This window comes from Malaciobacter halophilus (genome assembly GCF_002837275.1).
Lineage (GTDB): Bacteria > Campylobacterota > Campylobacteria > Campylobacterales > Arcobacteraceae > Malaciobacter > Malaciobacter halophilus.
Genome location: NZ_NXIF01000006.1, coordinates 51,266 through 73,158 on the forward strand (window position 1 = coordinate 51,266; position 21,893 = coordinate 73,158).

The following is a 21,893-nucleotide window of genomic DNA, read 5'->3' on the forward strand; positions in this document are numbered from 1 at the left end:
ATTTAACTTAACTTATTGAAAATACTTAAAAGTAAAGATAAGGCAACACTAACTAATATCATAGAAGTTAAAGGAAACATTACTTTAGTATTTTCATTTTCTATATGAATATCTCCTGGAAGTTTTCCAAACCAATTAAAAACATTTGGAAGGAAGTGTAGTACAAGACCTATAATAACAAGTACTACACCTGCTAAAATAAACCATCGTGCCATAAAAAACTCCTTTATTTAATCTTTTTTTGTTGTGCTATTTTTTTATTTGTTTCTTCAATAGTATTATACTTATCTTTCATCATCACAAACATATAAAAAATAGCTACTATAATAATACTAATTACTAAAAAGTTTTTCATAATCTCTCCACTATATTTTAAGTATCATAACAATTAAATATTTTAAAGTTAGTTAATAATTGTATTTATATCTTACGACTATTTTATAATATGTTAAAAACTCACACAAGATATAAAATTTAAGAAATATATGATAAAGAGCAAATGTGTAGCAGTTAAAAAAGGTTATAACCAAAAGAAATAATTATAAATTTATTATTTCTTTTCAGGAGGAGGTAATAAACGATTGAAATCGTATGGAACAATATTTCTTTCTATCTCTTCAGAAAAATCATATAGTTTTATAACCACTCCAAATAGTATAAACCATGCAAAAATTTTATTTATTATAGGTATCGAACAAACTAAACCTAGTAATACTCCTGTAAGACCAGCAAGTATCATATAGCTATCAATTTTTTTCTGTTTTGTTAACTTATAGTAATATTTGATTTTATTAATGTATTTATTATTTTTTAACATAGTTATTTCCATTTATAATTTATATTAAATCTTACTATTTAATAAGTTAGACTATTCTAAAATCTATTACTTTAATAAAAATTATTTTACACTTACAAGTAGATTTTAATATAAATACCTATTCAACTGTTTTTATATCTACAAGCTCAACAAAAGAGTCCTTTTTCAAAAGCTTATTATTTGTTGCATGGTCTTCTGCAAGTGCAATTATATCTGCAAAATCATCTTTTAAAACATTAAACGTATAGTGCTTTTTTATTGTTTCAAGTTTTATTTTATCATCTAATTGTGAATCAGTTTTAATATCAATATTTCTATAACCTTTAGCAAATTCACTCTTTATAGTTTTTACTACTCTTTCATTTTTTAAAAGCTCTTCTAAACTAAGAGTTAAATTTAAATCTTTTTTATTTACTATTTTATATGTAACTTCTATATTACCATTCACTTTACTTTCCTTCATCTTGATTATAGTAACCTCTGTTTTATTTATAAAATGATACAACAATAAGAACTAAAGATTCAAAAATATTACATATTGTAAAGTTTAGAAGCTTATGGTGCCAGATGATAACAATAACCCTAAAGCTAATTTGGCAACTGTGCCCTATTTTCAAATAATTATAGCAAGAGTTTTTTTTAACTAACTTTCTTATTAGTAATTACCTTGATTATATTTTATAACGCTATTATAAATTTTTTTCTATTCGTTTATACATTAAGTTATCGTTATCACCTGACTTCTATTTTTCTTTTTCTATTTTTCCTATTTTTTATTTCTTAATAAGTCTATGCACAGTCCAAGCAGCTAAAATAGCCCCAAATAAAGTAAATACAACGCCCGGAACGAAACTATAAAAATTAATAGTTACATCTTTGGTCTTAACTGTTAGTTCGGTAAGTCCATTATCTGAACCGACAAACATTAGGATAAAGCCACAAATAATACATAAGCAAGATGTGATAAACGATCCTCTAGCTGTTGTGATACTTATATCAACTGTTGTTTTTTCTCTTGACAATATAATGCTCCTATTAAAGAACTTAATTTTAGTGAAAACATAACTATTTATTAGTAATACATTATATATTAATTACCCATAAAATTACTTAATAGGATTACATTTTTAATGTTATGATATTAAATTAGACAAAACCCTATAAATAGACATACTTTAATAAAATATCATGATACTCAAAAAGATGTTTAGAACTGACATTTTTATAAAGTTCAAGGCTAGAGCAAAATTTTTTGTGGGAGCATACTAAAGTATGTGAGTAAAAAAATTTCTGCGATAACGCAGAAATTTGTAAAAAGAGGCTGTTATAAACCTCTTTTTTTATACGTGGTAATTAGGCGCTTCATTTGTAATAGTCACATCATGAACATGACTCTCTTTAAGCCCAGCAGATGTAATCTCTACAAATTCCGCTTTTTCTTGAAATACAGAAATACTTTCACTTCCTACGTATCCCATAGAAGCTCTTAATCCACCTACCATTTGATGAATGATATCTGAGATACTTCCTCTGTAAGCAACTCTTCCTTCAATTCCTTCAGGTACAAGTTTATCAGCAGCTGTTCCTTCTTGGAAATATCTATCATTACTTCCTTTAGTCATAGCTCCAATACTTCCCATACCTCTATATGTTTTAAACTTTCTTCCTTGGAAAAGTACAACTTCACCTGGACTTTCATCTGTTCCAGCTAAAGCACTACCCATCATACAACAACTAGCACCAACTGCTAATGCTTTTGCTACATCTCCAGAGTATTTAATACCACCATCAGCAATAACAGGAACATTATGTTTTTTACCTTCAGCAGCACACTCATCAATTGCTGAAATTTGAGGAACACCAACACCAGCAACAATTCTTGTTGTACAAATTGAACCAGGACCAATTCCTACTTTAACAGCATCTGCACCAGCAGCAATTAAATCAGCTGTTGCTTCAGCTGTCGCTACATTTCCTGCAATAATATCTATATCTAATTCAGCTTTGATTTGTTTAACAGTTTCTAAAATACCTTTTGAGTGTCCATGTGCAGAATCTAAAACTAAAACATCAACACCTACATCATAAAGTGCTTTTGCTCTATCCATTTGTCCTACACCAATTGCTGCACCAACTCTTAGTCTACCAAATTGGTCTTTGTTTGCATTTGGATATTCTCTTTTTTTATTAATATCTTTAATTGTAATAAGACCAATAAGTTTATTATCAGCATTAACAATTGGAAGTTTTTCAATCTTATTTGCATGCATAATATCAGCAGCTTCATCTAATGTTGTACCTTCTTTTGCAGTAATTAAAGGCATTTTAGTCATTTTATCTTTTGCTATTAAAGTAAAATCTTTAGTAAATCTCATATCTCTGTTTGTTAAAATACCTAATAAAGTATTATCTTTATCAACAACAGGTACACCAGAGATTTTATATGATGCCATAATATCTTCTGCATCTTGTAAAGTTTGCTCAGGTCCAATTGTTACAGGGTCAATAATCATACCTGATTCACTTTTTTTAACTTTTTTACATTGTAAAGCTTGAGTTTCAATATCCATATTTTTATGTATGATACCTATTCCTCCAAGTCTTGCCATTGCAATAGCAGCTCTATACTCTGTAACTGTGTCCATAGCAGCACTAACAAACGGGATATTTAAACTAATATTTTTTGTTAGCTTTGTTTCTAAACAAACTTCTTTTGGTAAAACTTCTGATTTTTGTGGTACTAATAGTACATCTTCAAACGTTAATGCTCTTTTCTTGATTCTCATTTAATATCCCCTTTTATAATATTATTTCTTGTAATTTACACTCTTTTCTAATGATAAAGCGCCATCAAAAACAGTCTGTTCATCATATGCTTTACCAATTAATTGAACACCAACAGGCATTCCACTATTATCTTTTTGTACAGGCAATGAAATTGCAGGAAGTCCCGCTAAGTTTACAGAGATTGTATAAATATCACTTAAATACATATCAAGTGAAGTTTTAAAACTTCCAAACTCTACAGCTGTAGTTGGAGATACTGGAGAAAGTATTAAATCAGCCTCTTTAAAAATCTCTTCATATTCATCTTTTATAAGGTGTCTAACCTTTTGAGCTTTAATATAATACGCATCATAGTATCCAGAACTTAATACAAAAGAACCTAACATGATTCTTTTTTGTACCTCTTCACCAAAACCTTGTGATTTTGTTTGAGTGTACATATCTTTAAGACCTGCATCACCTTTTCTATTTCCATATCTTACACCATCAAATCTACTTAAGTTTGCACTAGCTTCTGCCGTTGCTACTATATAATAAGAAGAAAGTATCTTTGAAGTGTCTACCATATTTTTATAAACAATTGTATGTCCCGCTTCTTTTAATGCAACAACAGCTTTATTAAAACCTTTTTTAACTTCATCACTTGCTTGTTCAATAAAGTTTTCAATAACTGCAATTGTCATCTTTCTATCGCTATTCAAATTTTGGCTAACTTTTGTGTATTCAACATTTGCAGAAGTTGAATCCATAGGGTCATTTCCAGAAATAATATCATATAATATTGCAGCGTCTTCAACATTTTGAGTTATTGGTCCACATTGGTCTAAAGAAGATGAATAAGCAGTAATTCCATATCTTGAAACTCTTCCATAAGTAGGTTTCATACCAACACAACCACAATAAGCAGCAGGTTGTCTAATACTTCCTCCTGTGTCAGTACCAAGTGCAGCAATTGCAATTCCACCAGCAACAGCAGCAGCACTACCACCACTACTTCCACCAGGAACTTTGCTATTATCAATAGGATTTAAAGTTTTACCATAACAAGAAGATTCAGTTGAGCTTCCCATTGCAAACTCATCCATATTAGTTCTACCAAAAGCACTTAATCCAGCTTTTTCAAGATTGTTAATTACTGTAGCATTATAAGGAGATACATAACCTTTTAAAATATTACTAGAGCAAGTAATTTCCCAGTTTTTTACATTTATATTATCTTTAATAGCAATTGGTATTCCTTCACCTGAAGTTGAAATATCACTATTAGTTAATTGTTCTACATAAGCACCTATATTACTCTCATTTATTTTTGTTTTTAAGTCGTTTCTTAAATCTCTTATTTCCTCACTACTAAGTTGTAGTGCTTCTTTTAGAGTTATCAATTATTGCTCCTAAAATTTGTTTACAAATATAGTATTACGCGGTATTATATAAAAAAAATGATTAAATTCTAGTAAAGTAAAAAAAGAGTTGAAAAATTTATTTTTAGGTATAAAAAAAGGGGATAGAAGCAAAGCCTCTATCCCCTTTTTAGTTATATGTTAAATAATTATTTAACAAATGAGATGAATGCCATTTGAGTTGCATCACCTCTTCTAATTCTTGTTTTAACGATTGAAGTGTATCCACCATTTCTTGTTTCAAATTGTGGAGCAATTTCGTTAATTAGTTTTTTAGTTGCTTCTTTATCTTGTAATGATGCAAATACTTGTCTGTGAGTATTTAAATCAGCATTTTTAGATACTGTAACTAATTTTTCAATATATCTTCTTAATTCTTTTGCTTTTGGAACAGTTGTTTCAATTTTTTCTCTTGTTATTAAAGCAATTGCCATGTTTTTTAACATTGCCTTTCTATGAGAAGATGTTCTATTTAGCTTTCTATAACCATGCTTATGTCTCATATTAAACCTTTACTACTATGCTTTTAATTGTTCTAGCTTTCTTCTTAAAGCCGACGCAATATTTTCTGGAAGTGTATTATCAATTGGGAAACCTAAGTTTTCTAATTTTTCAGAGATTTCATCAAAAGATTTTTTCCCTAAATTTTTGATATTTTTAACTTCTACTTCACTCATAAGTACTAATTCACCTAAGTATTTTAACCCTGCTCTATCTAAAGAGTTAAAACTTCTAGCACTTAAATTTAAATCATCAATTTTTACAATTAAGTCTTTTAACTCTACTGGCTCTTCACCAGCATCATTAACTGTTACTTCTGATAAATCAAACACTTTATTGAATACTGACATTTGAGAGTACATTACAGACACTGCTTCTTTAAACGCAGTGATTGGTGTAATTTGACCATTTGTCTGTACTGTAAATACAGCTTTTTCAAAGTTTGGATTATCTTCAACTAACATTTTTTCAATATCATAAACAACTTTTTTTACTGGCGTGAAAAACGCATCAATAGGAATATAATCAGGTCCAACAATCTCTCTAATATCTTCAGAAGGCATATAACCAATACCTTTTTGAATAACAATTGAGAAAGTTAAATTACAATCACTATTAATTGTAGCTAAGTGTGCTTCAGGACTAACAACTTCAACATCTGCATTAGCTAAATCAGCACCCTTAATCTCTTTTGGTCCATCAAAAGAGTACTCAACTACAACTTGATCTTCATCACTATTGATTTTAAACTTAATATTTTTAAGATTAATAATAAAAATAGCTATATCTTCAAGCATACCTCTTAAAGAATCAAATTCATGATTAGCACCTTCTATTTTCACTGCAATTGGAGCGTATCCAATTGAGCTACTTAATAGAAGTCTTCTTAAAGGGTGAGCTAAAGTTATTGCAAAACCACTCTCAAATGGATATGCTGATATTTTAGCTTCAGTTTCACTGATAGCTTCTATTTCAACTTCTGTCGGTAAAAACGGTGTGTCTGCAAACTTTTTCATATGCTACCTTATTTATTATTTAGAATATAACTCTACAATTAATCTTTCTTCAACAGGAATAACTACTTCTTCTCTTGTAGGAATTCTTGTAAAAATACCAAATACTTTATCTTTATCTACATCTACCCAGTCAACCATACCAGTTTGGTTTGTTAACTCTAATGCTCTAACAATTTGTGGGTTAGTTTTAGATTTGTCTTTAATTTCAATTTTTTGTCCAGGTTTTACAATATAAGAAGGAATATCTAATTTTTTTCCATCTACTAAAACGTGTCCATGAGTTGTAAATTGTCTAGCATTTGCTCTAGTTGTAGCAAATCCCATTCTATATACAACATTATCTAATCTTTGCTCAATTAATGAAATAAGGTTTGCCCCTGTGTTTCCATCTCTTCTTGCAGCTTCTTTAAAGTATTTTCTGAATTGTTTTTCAGATACACCATAAAGATATTTAGCTTTTTGTTTTTCTCTTAACTGTAAACCATACTCAGAGATTTTTGCTCTTCTTTGTCCGTGTTGTCCTGGAGCGTATGGTCTTTTTTCTAATGCAGATTTTCCGTTAAGTCTTCTCTCACCTTTTAATCCAAGGTCTGCATCTAATCTTCTTTCAATTTTTTCTACTGGTCCTCTATATCTTGCCATTACCTACTCCTTACACTCTTCTTCTCTTAGGAGGTCTACAACCATTGTGTGGTAGTGGTGTAACATCCTTTAACCATGTAACTCTGATACCTTCCATAGCACCAACTGATTTAACTGCTGTATCTCTTCCTGAACCTGGTCCTTGAATTTTGATACCAACATTTTTAATTCCGTGTTCCATAGCTTTAGTCATTGCATCTTCTACTGCTTGTTGTGCAGCAAATGGAGTAGATTTTTTAGAACCTTTGAAACCTAAGTTTCCAGCACTTGACCATGCGATTGCATTACCTGCATTATCACTTACTGTTACCATTGTATTGTTGAATGTTGCTGCAATGTGTACGATTCCGTCAGCAATATTCTTTTTTACTATTTTTTTTCTAGTTACTTTTCTTTTTGCCATCAGTTATCCTTATTTCGCTGCTGCACCAACAGTTCTCTTTTTACCTTTTCTAGTTCTAGCATTAGTTTTAGTCTTTTGCCCTCTACAAGGTAAACCTTTTCTATGTCTTAAACCTCTATATGAACCTAAATCCATAAGTGCTTTAATATCCATTGCAACTTTTTTTCTAAGATCACCCTCAACCATATAGTTTTTTTGGATTTCTTGTCTAATTGCTGCCGCTTCATCTTCTGTTAACTCGTGTGCTCTTTTGTTATAGTCAACTCCAACAGCGTCTAAGATTAATCTAGAGTTATGTAAACCAATACCATAAATGTATGTTAATGCATACTCCATTCTTTTTTTATTTGGTAAATCAACACCTGCAATTCTAGCCATGTCTTTTTATCCTTGTCTTTGTTTGTGTTTTTTGTTATCGCAAATTACTCTTACGATCCCTTTTCTTTTGATAACTTTACATTTATCACACATTTTTTTAACTGAAGCTCTTACTTTCATAAGCCTGTCCTCTTTTTTGTGTTATTTACCACTTTCCAACAGGGAAGAACTACACTTGAAAAAAGCAAACTGCTTTGCTTTTTCGTAGTTCGCCCCGATTTTTTATATTGCATTGCAATAAAAATCGGCGGAGCCTAAGCTGAAACAACCTTATATCAATAATTGATAAGGGCTATTTGCTTTTTTCTGATTCTGCCCAACTCTTTATAAAACACAAATATTTTATAAAAAATTCCTTTTTGGTCGAAAAATGGAATTGGATTATATTTAATCTTTACTTAAAGTATGTTGAATTAACTATACAAACTGTTAATTTAACTTAAATTACTCTTTTTTTTGCTAAAATTTTTGAAAAAAGGAAATAGCATGGCATACTTATATGAAAATGATTTAATATATATAGATATTGAAAAAAGTGAAATTCCATGGCTAAAAATCTTTACAAAAGATGATTTTAAAGAGTTTAGTCAGTGTCCTCAAGAAGTAAAAACACAAATTTGGGAAAAACTTGATATTATTGAAAAAGAGATGATTGAATACTTTAATCCAGAAAAAATCAACATTGCATCTTTTGGAAACTATGTTCCACACGTTCATTTTCATATTATGGCAAGATTTAAACAAGACTCATATTTTCCTGAGCCTATGTGGGGGAAAAAACAAAGAGAACCTAGTTTGGTTTTACCTTCATTTGAAGATTTTTATACTATTTTAAAAGATAAGCTAATATAACTTATCTTTTAACCATCAGCATTTATTTTAACTATTAACTCTTCTAAAACTTTTTGTGCATCTTCATGGCTTGGTTGACAACCACCAGCGGCTTTATGCCCTCCTCCTTCATATTTAAGCATCAATTCACCTACATTTGTTTTAGATGTTTTATTTATAATTGATTTTCCAGTACTATAAACTACATTTTGTTTATCTTTTCCCCATACTGCATGAATAGAGATATTTGCTTCAGGATACATTGCATAAACCATAAATCTATTTCCTGGATATATTATCTCTTCATCTTTATAATCAATTACTAGTAAATTTTTATGTACAGTTGTACATCTTTTAAGTTGTTCTTTAAACTGCTCTTCATATTTAAAATATAAATCAACTCTCTCTTTTACATCAGGTAATGCTAAAATATCATCAATATTATGGTCTTTACAATAGTCAATTAAATCCATCATTAATTGGTAGTTTGAAACTCTAAAATCTCTAAATCTTCCAAGACCTGTTCTACTATCCATTAAAAAACTTAAAAGTTCCCAACCTTTAGGATTTAAAATATCTTCTTTTGTAAAAGCTGCACTATCTGCTTTATTTGCTGCATCCATCATAGGTTTAAATTTTGATGGGAACTTTTCATCTGCACCATAATATCTATACACAACTTCTGCTGCACTTGGAGCATCTGCATCAATTATATGATTCTGTTTTTTCTCATTTCTTAAGGTTTCACTAAAATGATGGTCAAATGCTAAATATACACCATCTACATAAGGTAAGTTCGTAGTTATATCTGTTGATTTTATCTCTATTTTACCATCTTGCATATCTTTAGGGTGAACAAAAGTTATTTCATCTACAATATCAAGGTATTTTAAAAGAGTTCCACAAACTAAACCATCCATATCACTTCTAGTTACTAGTCTATACTTATTTTCTGCCATAACATTCCCATACATTTAATTATTTTGAAAAATTTTATCATAATTTAAATAAATTTGAACTATTGGTATATGTATCAATTAAAATAAAACATCTTCTTGTTTTTGTTCTGAATTTTTATTTATTTTTTCTGTTTTAAATTCCAAATATGGAGTAATTACTTTATGAAAACTTACATTTTTTGTAAAATCTTCTTTTGCAGTAATTTTATTTATTATAGTTTCCATTGATTCAATATTTTTTACTACTAATTCTTCTTCTAATTCGGCATAAGTACTTAATAAAGAATCAAATGCAAAATGATAATGATACGCAAGTTTTCCTTTATCATTTAAAAGTTTTTTGATAAATACCCATCTATCAAAAATAATAGACCAAGCTTTTTTTTGCTCAGTAGTCACACATAGTTGATTTATAATTTTTTTCCATCTAAATAATGCAAAATATGCTTGATGACTCGACCATAACTCTCTTATCCACCAATCTTCATATTTTGGGAAGCCTGGAAATCTTTTTTCAACTGGTTTTTCTATTTTAATATTTTTTGTTTTTAAAAGTTTATTACTTAAGGTTTTCATTGTTGATTGAATATCAAGAAGTTCTTGTTTTTTTGTATTTTTATCAGCTTGTTTAAGTTGTAGTAGTTCTTCTTGTTCTTTATATGACTCTTCAATCTTTTTTATTTTTTCTTTTTTTTCTTCTTCCAAGTCTTTTTGTTTTTGCAAAGCTTTTTCATTCATACTTTTAATATGCTCTTGAATATTGGATTTTAAAACATAAAAATGAAGCACAACAATAGGAATTAAAAAATCTATTGTTTGAAACTCTTGCAAATTTTCATCTTCAATTTGCTCTTTTATAGCTTTAAACTCACTTTTAATATCCTCTAATTTAGCATGAAACTCTTCTAGCTCAAAAAGATTTAATTCTAAAGATTTTTCAGCCATTTCAAATAGCTCTTTATCTTCAAACTCAATCCCTTCAGGTAATTCATCTAAAATTCTTAAAACTTCAAGTTTTTTATCACTACTTTCTTCTTTGTTTAGTTTTATTCGTGAAGGCTGGGCATCAAAATATTTTTTTCGCTCTGTCAAAATTGCAAGTTGCTCTTTTTCTCTTAAGGCTTCTCCTTCAATTGATTGAAGTTTTTCTAACATACTTTTATATTTTTCTACTAATTGTGTTGCTAATTCAAGTGAATTTTCAGCAGATGCTAAACCCATACGAGAAAGTTTATTTACACCTGTTTCATGGTTTTTAATCTGTCTTTCTTGTAATGCAATTTTTATTTCATTCTCTTTGATGAGCTCTTCTAAAGCAATGATACTTTCCATTTTAATTACCTTTTAAAGATTTTATCTAAATTTATATCAAAAGAGTAAATTATATCAATAAAAATTTAAAAAATGAAACTAAAGATTTATAATAAGTTATTTTTATAAATAAGAGAAAATCTCTTATTTATTTATATAGTTTGCGATAATATCACCCATTTCTGAAGTTGTAACAACCTCTTTAGCATCATATGCTGCTAAATCTTTTGTTCGATAACCATCTTTTAGTGCTTTTTTTATTGCTGTATCAATTTTATTTGCTGCTTCAATCTCATTTAAAGAGTATCTTAACATCATTGCAGCAGATTCAATTGTAGCAATTGGATTTGCAATTCCTTGTCCAGCTATATCAGGAGCTGAACCATGAATTGGCTCATAAATTGCTGTTTTATCTCCAGTTGAAGCACTTGGTAATAACCCAATAGAACCAACAACCATAGAAGCTGTATCAGATAAAATATCTCCAAAAATATTTCCAGTTACAATAACATCAAACTGTTTTGGATTTCTTACAAGTTGCATTGCGGCATTATCAACATACATATGAGAAAGTTCAACTTCTGGATAATCACGTGCTACTTCTTCCATAGTATCTCTCCATAATTGAGAAACTTCTAAAACATTAGCTTTATCAACAGAACAAACTCTTTTATCTCTTTTCATTGCTAATTCAAATGCTTGCTTACCAATTCTTTCAATTTCTGGTTTTGTATATACCATAGTGTTGTAAGCTTTGAAACCGTCATTTTCTCTAGGCTTTCCAAAATAGATTCCACCAATAAGCTCTCTTACAATCATAATATCAACACCTTCAATAACTTCAGGTTTAAGTGTTGAAGCATTAACTAACTCATCATAAATAATTGCTGGTCTTAAGTTTGCATAAACTTCCATAGCTTCTCTAAATTTTAAAAGTCCAGTTTCAGGTCTTTTATCCCTTGGTAAAGTATCCCATTTTTCTCCACCTATTGCTCCAAATAGACAAGCATCAGAGTTTAGTACTCCTTGAACTGTTTCATTAGGTAAAGGTTCTCCTGTAACATCAATAGCAATACCACCCATTAAGTACTCTTTGTACTCTAAAGAGAAGCCACAAGAGTAAGATACTGCATCTAAAACCTTAATTGCTTCATCTACAATCTCTGGTCCTATACCGTCACCTTTGATAATTGAAATATTATAGTTTTTCATTATTTTTCCCTCTTTATTTCAGCTTTTGCATAATTTATTAATCCGCCAACTGAGATTAGTTCTTGCATAAACTCTGGAATAGGGATAAATTCATAAGATTTATTTGTTGTATTATTGATAATTTTACCATTATCAAGGTCAATAGAGATTTCCTCTCCTTCTTTAATCTCTAAAGCTTGTGGTAATTCAAATATTGGTAACCCCATATTAAAAGCATTTCTATAAAAAATTCTTGCAAAAGATGGTGCTACAACAGCAGCAACACCTGCAGCTTTTAATGCAATTGGAGCGTGTTCTCTACTAGAACCACAACCGAAGTTTTCTCCAGCAACAATAATATCACCTTTGCTTAACTTCTTAGGAAAATCTGGGTCTGCATCTTCCATTACATATTTTGCTAGATGTTCAGGGTCTGAACTATTTAAGTATCTAGCAGCAATAATAACGTCAGTATCAATGTTTGCTCCAAAGTTCCATACTTTACCAGTAATTACATTCATATTCTGTCCTTAAATTTAGTATTTCTCCATACCATTTTATCTTAGTTTGTTTTCAAAGAACACGCATTTTACCTAATTTTTCAAAAATTATAGATTAAATGGGGTAAATTAATTATTTTTTTAACTAATTTCGGTATAATATATGACTATCTTAAATAAGGAACTTTACTAAATGAGTGCAAAAGATTTAAATAAATCCATAGAACAAATTGTTAAAGAGTACAAGGATTCTATATTAACTTATGAAAAAATCATTAAAATCTTTCCAAAAGCACCTTCAGCGGCAAATGTAAAAAAACTTCTAGCTTTAGTTCAACTATATAATGTACAATTAATTAGTTCACAAGAACAAGCTAAAAGAATGAATGCTGAAGAAGCAAAAAGAAAAGCAGAACATAGAAATAAGCTTAGAGAAAATGAAGAAGATGTTTATGACTTACTAAAGAATAAAGAGCTTTTAGAGTGGAGTAGATCAGATTCTCCTGTTAGAATGTATCTAAGAGAAATGGGGCAAATTCCTCTTCTTACTAAAGAAGAAGAGATTGAAATCTCTAAAAAAATAGAGATGGGTGAAGATGTTATTCTTGATGCCATTTGTTATGTTCCATACTTAATTGACTTTATTCTTGAGTATAAAGAGCCTTTAGTAAATAGAGAAAGAAAAGTAAAAGAGCTTTTTAGAAACTTTGATGATGAAGATTCTGACGATAAAGATGATGATATTGAAGAAGAAGTAGATTCAGAAGAGGAAGATGACAAAAAAGGTAAAAAACAAAAAAAACTTGATAAAAGAGCTGAAACAATTATTGCAGCCTTTAAAGTTTTAGAAAAAGCAAAAAAAGATTGGTTAAAATTTCAAGTAAAAGAGTCTGCAAAATCTGATGATGAAATTGACCAAATGCAATATAACCTAGCAGTTGCATTTAAGAAAAAAGTTTTAAAAGAAGCATTATTAGATTTAGGGCCAACATCAAAACTTATTAGTGAAATTGTAAGAGCAATGGAAACAGCACTTAAATCTGATACGGGATTTGACCATGAATTAAAAAGATTAGAGTATAGGTTACCTCTTTTTAATGACATGTTAAAGAAAAATCACCAGAAAATATTAGATAATATTTTAAATTTATCAAAAGCACAAATTACTTCTATGGTTCCAGAAGCTACTATGGTTAGTACTTATATGGAAATCAAAAAACTTTTCCAAACAGCAGAAGCTAGTAAAGATGGTTTTGATTTAGAACCAGATGAATTAAAAGATGTTTTAGAACAGATTAAAAGAGGTAAGCAAATTACAGATAAAGCCAAAACAAGAATGGCAAAATCTAACCTTAGACTTGTTGTATCTATTGCAAAAAGATATACAAATAGAGGTTTACCTTTCTTAGACTTAATCCAAGAAGGAAACATAGGTCTTATGAAAGCTGTTGATAAATTTGAATACAAAAAAGGTTATAAATTCTCTACATATGCTACTTGGTGGATTAGACAAGCAATTAGTAGAGCAATTGCAGACCAAGCAAGAACAATTAGAATTCCAATTCATATGATTGAAACGATTAATAGAATTAATAAAATCATTAGAAAAGGAATCCAAGAAAATGGTAAAGAGCCAGATGTTGAGGATATTGCAAAAGAAGTAGGACTTCCTGTTGATAAAGTAAAACAAGTTATTAAAATCACAAAAGAGCCTGTTTCACTTGAAGCCCCAATTGGTAGTGATGATGATGGTAAGTTTGGAGATTTTGTTCCAGATGAAAAAGCACCAACACCAGTTGACAATATCATGAAAGAGGATTTACAAGGTCAAATTGACCAAATTCTTGCTCAATTAAATGAAAGAGAACAAGCAGTTGTTAGAATGAGATTTGGACTTATGGAAGATGCTAGTGATAGAACACTAGAAGAGATTGGAAAAGAGCTAAGTGTTACTAGAGAAAGAGTAAGACAAATTGAATCAAGTGCTATTAAAAAATTAAAACACCCTAAAGTTGGGAAAAATCTTAAAAATTACGTAGAGAGCTAATATATGAGCAATAACTTCTTTGAAAGCTGGGTAGAGTTAGATTTAAATCCTATAATCTCTTTTTCTTCTACGGGAAAGATACTTTATTCAAATCAAGAAGCACAATTTTTATTAAGTCGAATATCTCAAAAAGAGATATTTGATTTAGCTGTTAAATATGCACCTAATAGTTTTGGAGCAAAAACTACTTATGTTGATTTACATATGAAAAACTATATTTTTTATGCAGTTACTATTTCATATGAAGATGAAGAAGCAATAAATATCAAACTGTATAAAAGTACTATGGTAAAAAAAGAGTCTAAGCTAAATACTAAAAATAGTGATATAACAAATCTTTTTACTTTAGTTGACTTATCTATTTCTGCTTTAAAATCAAAATCTACTATTAAATTTATTAAAAACTACGACCCTTCTATTCCTGATTTTAAATTAAATGCAAAAGAGTTTATGAAACTTCTAAATACAACACTTGAGTGTTTTGCAACTTCTGAAACAGTAACAGCAAGTGTAATGTTAAAAATTGGGGAATATATTAGAATTGAAGGGAAAAAATACTCATTAATTTCAGTTGAAATTGCAAGCGAAAACTTTGCAGATTATACTAAATTCAATTATGATGATAACAACTCATATTTTATTCTTACAAAAGATAAGTCAAAAATAGCTATTGACTTACCTCTGATTTTATAATTGCTTTTGTAAATAGTACAGCAATAGGAACAATACCTAAACCAATTAAAAAAGGAATTGGTAAAAATAGATTATTGTTATTTAAAGCAAAAAATCCAAATATTAATATTGCATATCCAAATAATCTATAAATAGAAACAAAACCAGTTGCAGAGAATACTGTATTTTTTAAAGAGTTTCTTTTTACTTTACTTTTCTCTTCTTGAATTATTTGTTTAATCTTTTGTGGTGTTAAATCCTCTTCTTTTACTGGTTCCACATCTTCAGAATATAAATCAAAAGGATCATCTATCTCATCTACTTTATCTCTACTATCTTCAACTTTTGTTTCAAGGCTTTTATCATAGTTTCTTAATCTATTTTGTACATTTTTCTTATATGAAATAAAAGAAGCAACTGTAATAATAACAGAAGCAAAAAAAGCAACTTGTGAGTTTAGTAACCAATATGAATTTTGAAAGATTAAAGCATAAACTATAATGCAAAGGTCAACAAGTAAAAAGACCTTTGCAAAACTTTTAATCATCTTCATCATCAAATTTTTTATCACCATATTTTGCTCTATGGGAATATCTTGGGTCATTTTCTAAACCTTCATACTCTTTTTGAGCTCTTTTATATGCTTTAAATATATTTAAAATTGCCGCAGCAATACCCCAAAATAGTCCTAGCCATAAAAGCCAATCATATCCAAAAAGATGCTTTAATCCATACCCTATACCAAAACCTATGGCAACAGCCGCAACTAAAGAGATTCCTAAAGATAAATTATCTAAAGCTCTAAGTTTGGCTTGATGTTTTGGTTCTTGATTATTATTTTCCATATATTTCCTATCTTATAATGTAGCCATCACTTCTTGTGCAGCTTTAATACAATTGTCAATATCTTCATCACTAATTGCTTCACACATAAATGCAGCTTCATATTGAGAACAAGCAAAATAGAAACCTCTTTTTAGCATCTCTTGATGAAATTTAGCAAATCTATCAAAGTTACAAGTCCCAACTTCTTTGAAGTTTTTTGGTGGTTTTTCACAAAAAAAGAATCCAAACATAGAACCTCTTGAATCAACTTGAAATGCAATATTGTTATCTTCTGCTGCTTTTTTAAATCCTGCTAATAACTTTGCAACTTTATTATTTAAATTTTCATATAAATCTTTTTTTGCTTTTATTTTTCTAAGACTTACAAGTCCTGCTGCCATGGCAACTGGATTTCCACTTAAAGTACCAGCTTGATAAACTGCTCCATCAGGACTTAAATGAGCCATAATTTCACTACTTGCTGCAAAAGCACCAACTGGCATACCTGCTCCAATTACTTTACCAAATGTCACAATATCAGATTTAGTATTAACTACACCATGAGCTCCTGTTAAACTAGCTCTAAAACCACTCATTACTTCATCAAAAATTAAAAGTGCGTTATTTTCATCACAAAGTTTTCTACACTGTGCTAAAAACTCTTCATCTGCTGGAACAAATCCCATATTTCCAGCAATTGGCTCAATAATAATACAAGCAATATCATCACTTACTTCAAAACATTTTTTTAGCTCTTCAATATTGTTATATTCACAAAGAAGTGTATGCTTTGTTAAATCTGCTGGAACACCAGGAGAACTTGGACTTCCAAATGTAGCCATACCTGAACCTGCTTGAACTAATAATGAATCTGAATGTCCATGGTAACAACCTTCAAATTTTAAGATTTTATTTTTACCTGTAACGCCCCTTGCTAATCTAATAGCACTCATTACTGCTTCTGTTCCACTATTTACAAATCTAACTTTATCAATATTATCATACATCTCAACAATTTCAGTTGCAAGCTCTGTTTCTAAAATTGTTGGAGCACCAAAACTTAAACCTTTTTTTACAGTTTTTATTACTGCATCTTCAATATCTTTATCACAATGTCCAAAAATCAAAGGTCCCCAGCTTTGAACAAAATCTAAATATCTATTACCATCTACATCTACAAGATAAGCACCCTCACCTTTTTCAATAAATGGAGGTGTTCCACCTACACTTTTAAAAGCTCTAACTGGAGAATCAACTCCTCCAGGAATAACTTTTTTTGCTTCTTCATATGCTGTTATTGATTTATCAAACATTTAATATCCTATCTTTGTTAAATTTAAAAGCTACATTATACTATAATCCCGTTATGAAAACGTTTATACTAGCATTGATTTTTTCAATTATTATCCATATACTTTTTTTATTCAACTATGAAATAGAGAAAAAACCAGAAAATTTTCATGATAAAAAAATAGAGAACAAAAAGAAAAAAAGCTCTATTACATATGTACAGCTAAAAAAGCCAAAACCTATAAAAAAAAGTAAACCAAAAATCATAAAAGAAAAACCTACTTTAAAAAAGAGTAAAAAAAGAGATTTTAAAGAAGTAAAAAAAGAGATAAAACCACAAAAAAGAAGAGAAAATATTGTAAAAACAAAGAAAAAAGTTATAAAAAAGCCTAAAAAAATATTAAAAAAACAAAAAGATTTTAAAAAAGTAAAAAAAGAGATAAAGCCACAAGAAAGAAGAAAAACTGTGGATAAAAGCTCACTTGAGAATTTTTTATTAGAAAATCCAGTATTAGACAAAGAGTTACTTGATGATGTAACAAAAAGTTATATAAAACTTTATGGTGATGAGTATGAAAAATTCACTAAAGTGCAAAAAGCTTTTTTACAAAATAACTTAAAAGATATAGGAAGAATTACACAAAAATATTTAAGTTCAAAAGGTTATCCACGAATCGCAATAAGAACAAAACAACAAGGTGTAAATGTTGTTGAATTCTTTCTTTATCCAAATGGAGATATAAAAGGCTTAAAAGTTATAAATTCTTCAAGTTATAGAGTTTTAGATGAGAATAGTATTGATACAATAAAAATTGCATACAAAGATTATCCAAGACCTAAAGAGGTTACAAAAATAAGAATCTATGTACATTACAGGTTATATTAAACAATTAATTTAACTGTTATTTTCATTTGGTTATGATAATTAAAAACAATAAGACGAAGTATGAATTTATATATTAAAATCTTTATATCATCACTAATTCCTTTATTAATTATTATTGTTGCTAGTGTAATTCAAGTTTCTCATGTAATAGATAAACAAATAGCATCATTTAAAACAAAAGAGTTAAGAGATAAACAAATAGTAAATAACAGAATAAATTCATATATAAAAAATATATACAAAGAGATAAATATTTTATCTTCTGTATATGAAGTAAAAGATGCTATTAAAATTAATGATAATCATGTTTTAACTCAATGGGGAAAAAGATTTTTAGAAGATTATAAAATGATTTTTTTCGTTGACTTAAATGGGGTAATTGTTGCAAGAGCACATGATGAGTTTAGATTCTCTGACTCTTTAAAAAATAGTAAATTTTTCAACAACTTAAAAAAGAGTGATTCACTTTATAAAATTACTAATATTGATAATAACTTATCTTTAATTATTGGGAAAAAAGTAGATAAATTTGAGTTACCAATGGGATATATTATCTTTGCTTTAAAATTAGATGATAAGTTATTAAAAGAGCTTCAAAAAGGCACAGTTTTAAAACTAGATTTTAAAAAAAAGCTTAGCAATAAAAACTTTGAAGATAGTTTATTTAAAATACTAGATATTAAATCTAGTGTTAATAGTGAGATAGAAGATACAAATAAACTTAAAGAGTTCTTATTGATTTCTTTAGTTTCTTTACTATTTTTCTTATCAATATTTCTATTTTTTATCATAAGAAGACATCTTAAACCATATACTAAATTAACAAATATACTTTCAGCTTTTTCCAATAAACAAATAAGTTTGATGCAATTAAGAAGAGAAGTAAAAAGAGTATATAAAACAAATCTAATGCATGAAATAAACGCTATTGCTAAAGGGATACAAAGCATGGCAATACAAGTACATAAAGATAATATGAAATTAAAAAATTTATCCCAAACTGACCAATTAACACAAGTATATAATAGAAGAAAAATTGATTTAATTTTTAAAAATAGATTTAACGAAGCAAAACGATATGAGACTACATTTTCAATTATTTTAATAGATATTGACCATTTTAAAAGTATAAACGATAAATATGGTCATGATATGGGAGATAAAATCTTAGTGGAATTTGCAAAAGTTTTAAAACAAAATATTAGAACTACTGATTCCCTTGCTAGATTTGGAGGAGAAGAGTTTTTAATTATTGCATCAAATACAAATGAACAAAATTGCTTATTACTTTGTAATAAACTAAAAGAGAAAATAAAAACAATTGAAATAGACTCTGTAAAAATTAGTGCAAGTTTTGGTTATACTGAATATGATAGTAAATTTAAAACAAAAGATGAAATGTTTAAAGTAGCTGATGATTTTCTTTATGAAGCGAAAAATAGTGGAAGAGATTGTATTAAAGGTTAAACTATGAAAAAAGCTATTTTTTTCTCTATGATACTTCTTAGTAGCTTTTTATATTCAAAAGATTTAGTTTTTGGAATTATTCCTTATAAATCTAATGAACTAATAAAAAACGCTTATAAACCCTTTATAAACTATTTAGAAAAGAACACAAATAAAAAAGTTAGAATTCATATTGCAAAAGATTATAATGACATTATTAAGATGATAAAATTAAAAGAAGTTGACTTTGCAATGATTGGAAGTTATTTATACATAAAAAATCAAACAAACTTAAAAAATACAAAATATATTGCATCAGGATTAAGAAAACTAAATAATAAAATAACTTCCACATTTAATAGCTTAATTATTACAACACAAGATTCACAAATCAAAAGTGTAAAAGATATAAAAAATAAAATCTTTGCATTTACAGATAAAAATTCTACTGCTGGTTTTGTGTTTCCTAACTATATTTTAAAAGAAGAAGGTATTGATTATAAAAAAGATTTTAAAAAGTGTTACTTCTTAAAAAAGCATGATAGAGTTATAAAAGCACTATTGAGTAACTCAATTGATGCTGGCGCTGTTTATGATAAAATAGCTTATGATACACAAAAAAAACATCCTAATAAAATAAGAATTTTAGCAAGAAGTTATCCTATTCCATTAGATGCATATATAGCAACATCAAGACTAAGTAAAAAAGAGTTTGAAAAGTTAAATCTTCTATTTTTAAAGTATAAAGGTAGTAATGAAGATGAAATTATTGGTTTTACAAAAGTTACAAAAGATGTTTTTGATTCAATAAAAGAAGTAGCAAAAAGTAACTAAATTATTTAGTTACTTTTTTATCTTTACATTGATTATAATTTTCTTTCAAAATCATACATATCCATAAATCTAAATGCTAAAAGATTTTCTAATATTGCAATTAAAACAATAAAATTTATAAAAGAGCTTCCCCCATATGAAAAAAGAGGTAAAGGAAGTCCAACAACAGGTGCAAAACCAATAACCATCAATATATTTACACTCATATTTAAAAAAATCAACAGCCCTACTCCTGAAGCAAAGGCCCTAATGACAAAATCATCTTTAAAGTAGGTGTTCATTAAAAGTAAGTGAAATACTAAAAGTGTATATAATACAATTAGTAAAACAGCTCCTAAAAAACCATATCTTTCCACAAAAAATGAAAAGATAAAATCACTTGTTGCAATTGGCAAAAACTTCAATTGTGTTTGTGTAGCTTCATCACTATCTTTTCCACTAAAACCACCTGAACCAATTGCAATAATTGATTGTTGTACGTGATAACTTGGTTTTTCAGAAATAAAATCTTTTATTCTTTTCTTTTGATAATCTTTGATTAAATAAGTATAACTTAAAGGAGAACTAACTCCTACAATTAAAGCAATCGTTGCCCAAATTTTCCAATTAACTCCAATAACAAATAAAATTCCATATCCAACTAAAAGTAAAACTAAAGCTGTTCCTAAATCTGGTTCTTTTGCAATTAGAACAAAGGGTAACAAAATATAAAAAGAGAAATAGATAAAATCTTTTAAACCATAGCCATTGTGTGGTGGAGGCCTATTTTGGACTAAATATCCAATCATTAAAATAAACACAGGTTTTATTATTTCTGATGGCTGAATTGTTGTTTCTAAAAATGGCACACTTAACCATCTTTTAGCTCCAAGCCTTGACTCACCCCAAAATTCAACTGCTAAAAGTAGTGCGATACCTATCCAATAAAAAAGTGGAATTAGCCTTATATGTTTTCTAATAGGTAATAAAAACACACCAATAAAAAATAGCAGTGAAAGTGAAAAATATATTAACTGTTTATTAGCTAATGTTTCATTTGTTTCACTTATCAAATGGTATGATAATAGTATTAATGGTAAAATTAAGATTATTAATAAATAATCAAAATGAGATACAATTCTCTTATCAAATAAACGCATAGTGAAAGAGTAGCAAAA

General features: G+C 28.4%; 27 protein-coding genes. 6 read left to right on the forward strand and 21 right to left on the reverse strand.

What is annotated here, in order from left to right:
- Positions 1–2 precede the first annotated feature (2 nt).
- From CP960_RS01405 to rpmJ, 13 genes are all read right to left on the reverse strand, one after another.
- Positions 3–215, reverse strand: coding sequence for a DUF2905 domain-containing protein (locus tag CP960_RS01405; RefSeq protein WP_101183447.1), 213 nt, complete (start codon positions 213–215; stop codon positions 3–5).
- Positions 216–226: 11 nt separating this feature from the next.
- Positions 227–355 carry a hypothetical protein gene (locus CP960_RS14035; protein WP_265734442.1) on the reverse strand — a complete coding sequence of 43 codons (129 nt, stop codon included), beginning with the start codon at positions 353–355 and terminating at the stop codon, positions 227–229.
- 195 nt (positions 356–550) lie between these two features.
- Entirely contained in the window at positions 551–817 is a 267-nt protein-coding gene (locus CP960_RS01410) for a hypothetical protein (protein ID WP_101183448.1), read from the reverse strand.
- Positions 818–935: 118 nt separating this feature from the next.
- Positions 936–1,265, reverse strand: coding sequence for a hypothetical protein (locus tag CP960_RS01415; RefSeq protein WP_101183449.1), 330 nt, complete (start codon positions 1,263–1,265; stop codon positions 936–938).
- 325 nt (positions 1,266–1,590) lie between these two features.
- Positions 1,591–1,839: a hypothetical protein gene (locus tag CP960_RS01420; RefSeq protein WP_101183450.1), complete on the reverse strand. Its 249-nt coding sequence runs from the start codon at positions 1,837–1,839 to the stop codon at positions 1,591–1,593.
- Positions 1,840–2,157: 318 nt separating this feature from the next.
- Complete coding sequence (gene guaB / locus CP960_RS01425) at positions 2,158–3,603, reverse strand: IMP dehydrogenase (RefSeq protein ID WP_101183451.1); 1,446 nt, start codon at positions 3,601–3,603, stop codon at positions 2,158–2,160.
- A gap of 21 nt (positions 3,604–3,624) precedes the next feature.
- Positions 3,625–4,986: an Asp-tRNA(Asn)/Glu-tRNA(Gln) amidotransferase subunit GatA gene (gene gatA, locus CP960_RS01430; RefSeq protein ID WP_101183452.1), complete on the reverse strand. Its 1,362-nt coding sequence runs from the start codon at positions 4,984–4,986 to the stop codon at positions 3,625–3,627.
- Between the two features lie 167 nt (positions 4,987–5,153).
- The gene (gene rplQ / locus CP960_RS01435) at positions 5,154–5,507 is read right to left on the reverse strand and encodes a 50S ribosomal protein L17 (RefSeq protein WP_101183453.1); all 354 of its coding nucleotides are present in this window, start codon (positions 5,505–5,507) and stop codon (positions 5,154–5,156) included.
- Between the two features lie 15 nt (positions 5,508–5,522).
- Complete coding sequence (locus CP960_RS01440; RefSeq protein ID WP_101183454.1) at positions 5,523–6,521, reverse strand: DNA-directed RNA polymerase subunit alpha; 999 nt, start codon at positions 6,519–6,521, stop codon at positions 5,523–5,525.
- Positions 6,522–6,536: 15 nt separating this feature from the next.
- Complete coding sequence (gene rpsD, locus CP960_RS01445; protein WP_101183455.1) at positions 6,537–7,163, reverse strand: 30S ribosomal protein S4; 627 nt, start codon at positions 7,161–7,163, stop codon at positions 6,537–6,539.
- 10 nt (positions 7,164–7,173) lie between these two features.
- Positions 7,174–7,566, reverse strand: a complete 393-nt coding sequence (gene rpsK, locus CP960_RS01450) for a 30S ribosomal protein S11 (protein WP_101183456.1) — start codon at positions 7,564–7,566, stop codon at positions 7,174–7,176.
- 9 nt (positions 7,567–7,575) lie between these two features.
- Positions 7,576–7,944, reverse strand: a complete 369-nt coding sequence (gene rpsM, locus CP960_RS01455; RefSeq protein ID WP_101183457.1) for a 30S ribosomal protein S13 — start codon at positions 7,942–7,944, stop codon at positions 7,576–7,578.
- 6 nt (positions 7,945–7,950) lie between these two features.
- Entirely contained in the window at positions 7,951–8,064 is a 114-nt protein-coding gene (gene rpmJ / locus CP960_RS01460; RefSeq protein WP_079577253.1) for a 50S ribosomal protein L36, read from the reverse strand.
- Between the two features lie 366 nt (positions 8,065–8,430).
- On the opposite strand from rpmJ, the gene CP960_RS01465 reads away from it, so the two are divergent.
- Entirely contained in the window at positions 8,431–8,796 is a 366-nt protein-coding gene (locus tag CP960_RS01465) for an HIT family protein (RefSeq protein WP_101183458.1), read from the forward strand.
- An 8-nt stretch (positions 8,797–8,804) separates the two neighbouring features.
- On the opposite strand, the gene CP960_RS01470 is transcribed toward CP960_RS01465, so the two are convergent.
- The 4 genes from CP960_RS01470 to CP960_RS01485 form a co-directional block, all read right to left on the reverse strand.
- Positions 8,805–9,734, reverse strand: a complete 930-nt coding sequence (locus CP960_RS01470; protein ID WP_101183459.1) for an exopolyphosphatase — start codon at positions 9,732–9,734, stop codon at positions 8,805–8,807.
- A 78-nt stretch (positions 9,735–9,812) separates the two neighbouring features.
- The gene (locus tag CP960_RS01475; RefSeq protein ID WP_101183460.1) at positions 9,813–11,066 is read right to left on the reverse strand and encodes a coiled-coil domain-containing protein; all 1,254 of its coding nucleotides are present in this window, start codon (positions 11,064–11,066) and stop codon (positions 9,813–9,815) included.
- A 123-nt stretch (positions 11,067–11,189) separates the two neighbouring features.
- Positions 11,190–12,257: a 3-isopropylmalate dehydrogenase gene (leuB, locus tag CP960_RS01480; RefSeq protein WP_101183461.1), complete on the reverse strand. Its 1,068-nt coding sequence runs from the start codon at positions 12,255–12,257 to the stop codon at positions 11,190–11,192.
- Positions 12,257–12,757 (reverse strand): 3-isopropylmalate dehydratase small subunit, encoded by a 501-nt coding sequence (locus CP960_RS01485; RefSeq protein WP_101183462.1) that lies wholly within the window; start codon positions 12,755–12,757, stop codon positions 12,257–12,259. The genes leuB and CP960_RS01485 overlap by 1 nt, the downstream gene beginning before the upstream one ends.
- 172 nt (positions 12,758–12,929) lie before the next feature.
- On the opposite strand from CP960_RS01485, the gene rpoD reads away from it, so the two are divergent.
- Positions 12,930–14,783, forward strand: coding sequence for an RNA polymerase sigma factor RpoD (gene rpoD, locus CP960_RS01490; RefSeq protein ID WP_101183463.1), 1,854 nt, complete (start codon positions 12,930–12,932; stop codon positions 14,781–14,783).
- 3 nt (positions 14,784–14,786) lie between these two features.
- Entirely contained in the window at positions 14,787–15,476 is a 690-nt protein-coding gene (locus tag CP960_RS01495) for a hypothetical protein (RefSeq protein WP_101183464.1), read from the forward strand.
- On the opposite strand, the gene CP960_RS01500 is transcribed toward CP960_RS01495, so the two are convergent.
- Genes CP960_RS01500 through hemL form a run of 3 tightly spaced genes read right to left on the reverse strand, consistent with a single transcriptional unit; the run spans position 15,451 to position 17,593 of the window.
- A complete protein-coding gene (locus CP960_RS01500) occupies positions 15,451–16,011 on the reverse strand; it encodes a hypothetical protein (protein WP_101183484.1) in 561 nt (186 codons plus the stop codon). The genes CP960_RS01495 and CP960_RS01500 overlap by 26 nt on opposite strands.
- Positions 15,995–16,300: an AtpZ/AtpI family protein gene (locus CP960_RS01505; protein ID WP_101183465.1), complete on the reverse strand. Its 306-nt coding sequence runs from the start codon at positions 16,298–16,300 to the stop codon at positions 15,995–15,997. Before CP960_RS01505 ends, CP960_RS01500 begins: the two co-directional genes overlap by 17 nt.
- 12 nt (positions 16,301–16,312) lie before the next feature.
- Positions 16,313–17,593 carry a glutamate-1-semialdehyde 2,1-aminomutase gene (gene hemL / locus CP960_RS01510; RefSeq protein ID WP_101183466.1) on the reverse strand — a complete coding sequence of 427 codons (1,281 nt, stop codon included), beginning with the start codon at positions 17,591–17,593 and terminating at the stop codon, positions 16,313–16,315.
- Between the two features lie 53 nt (positions 17,594–17,646).
- On the opposite strand from hemL, the gene CP960_RS01515 reads away from it, so the two are divergent.
- The 3 genes from CP960_RS01515 to CP960_RS01525 are packed head-to-tail and all read left to right on the forward strand — an operon-like array spanning position 17,647 to position 20,736.
- Positions 17,647–18,456 (forward strand): energy transducer TonB, encoded by an 810-nt coding sequence (locus CP960_RS01515; RefSeq protein WP_162919073.1) that lies wholly within the window; start codon positions 17,647–17,649, stop codon positions 18,454–18,456.
- Positions 18,457–18,516: 60 nt separating this feature from the next.
- Positions 18,517–19,923 carry a sensor domain-containing diguanylate cyclase gene (locus tag CP960_RS01520; RefSeq protein ID WP_101183468.1) on the forward strand — a complete coding sequence of 469 codons (1,407 nt, stop codon included), beginning with the start codon at positions 18,517–18,519 and terminating at the stop codon, positions 19,921–19,923.
- Between the two features lie 3 nt (positions 19,924–19,926).
- The gene (locus tag CP960_RS01525; RefSeq protein ID WP_101183469.1) at positions 19,927–20,736 is read left to right on the forward strand and encodes a phosphate/phosphite/phosphonate ABC transporter substrate-binding protein; all 810 of its coding nucleotides are present in this window, start codon (positions 19,927–19,929) and stop codon (positions 20,734–20,736) included.
- 32 nt (positions 20,737–20,768) lie between these two features.
- Here the strand turns inward: CP960_RS01525 and CP960_RS01530 are convergent, their stop codons facing one another.
- Positions 20,769–21,875 carry an FtsW/RodA/SpoVE family cell cycle protein gene (locus CP960_RS01530; RefSeq protein WP_101183470.1) on the reverse strand — a complete coding sequence of 369 codons (1,107 nt, stop codon included), beginning with the start codon at positions 21,873–21,875 and terminating at the stop codon, positions 20,769–20,771.
- Positions 21,876–21,893: the final 18 nt, after the last annotated feature.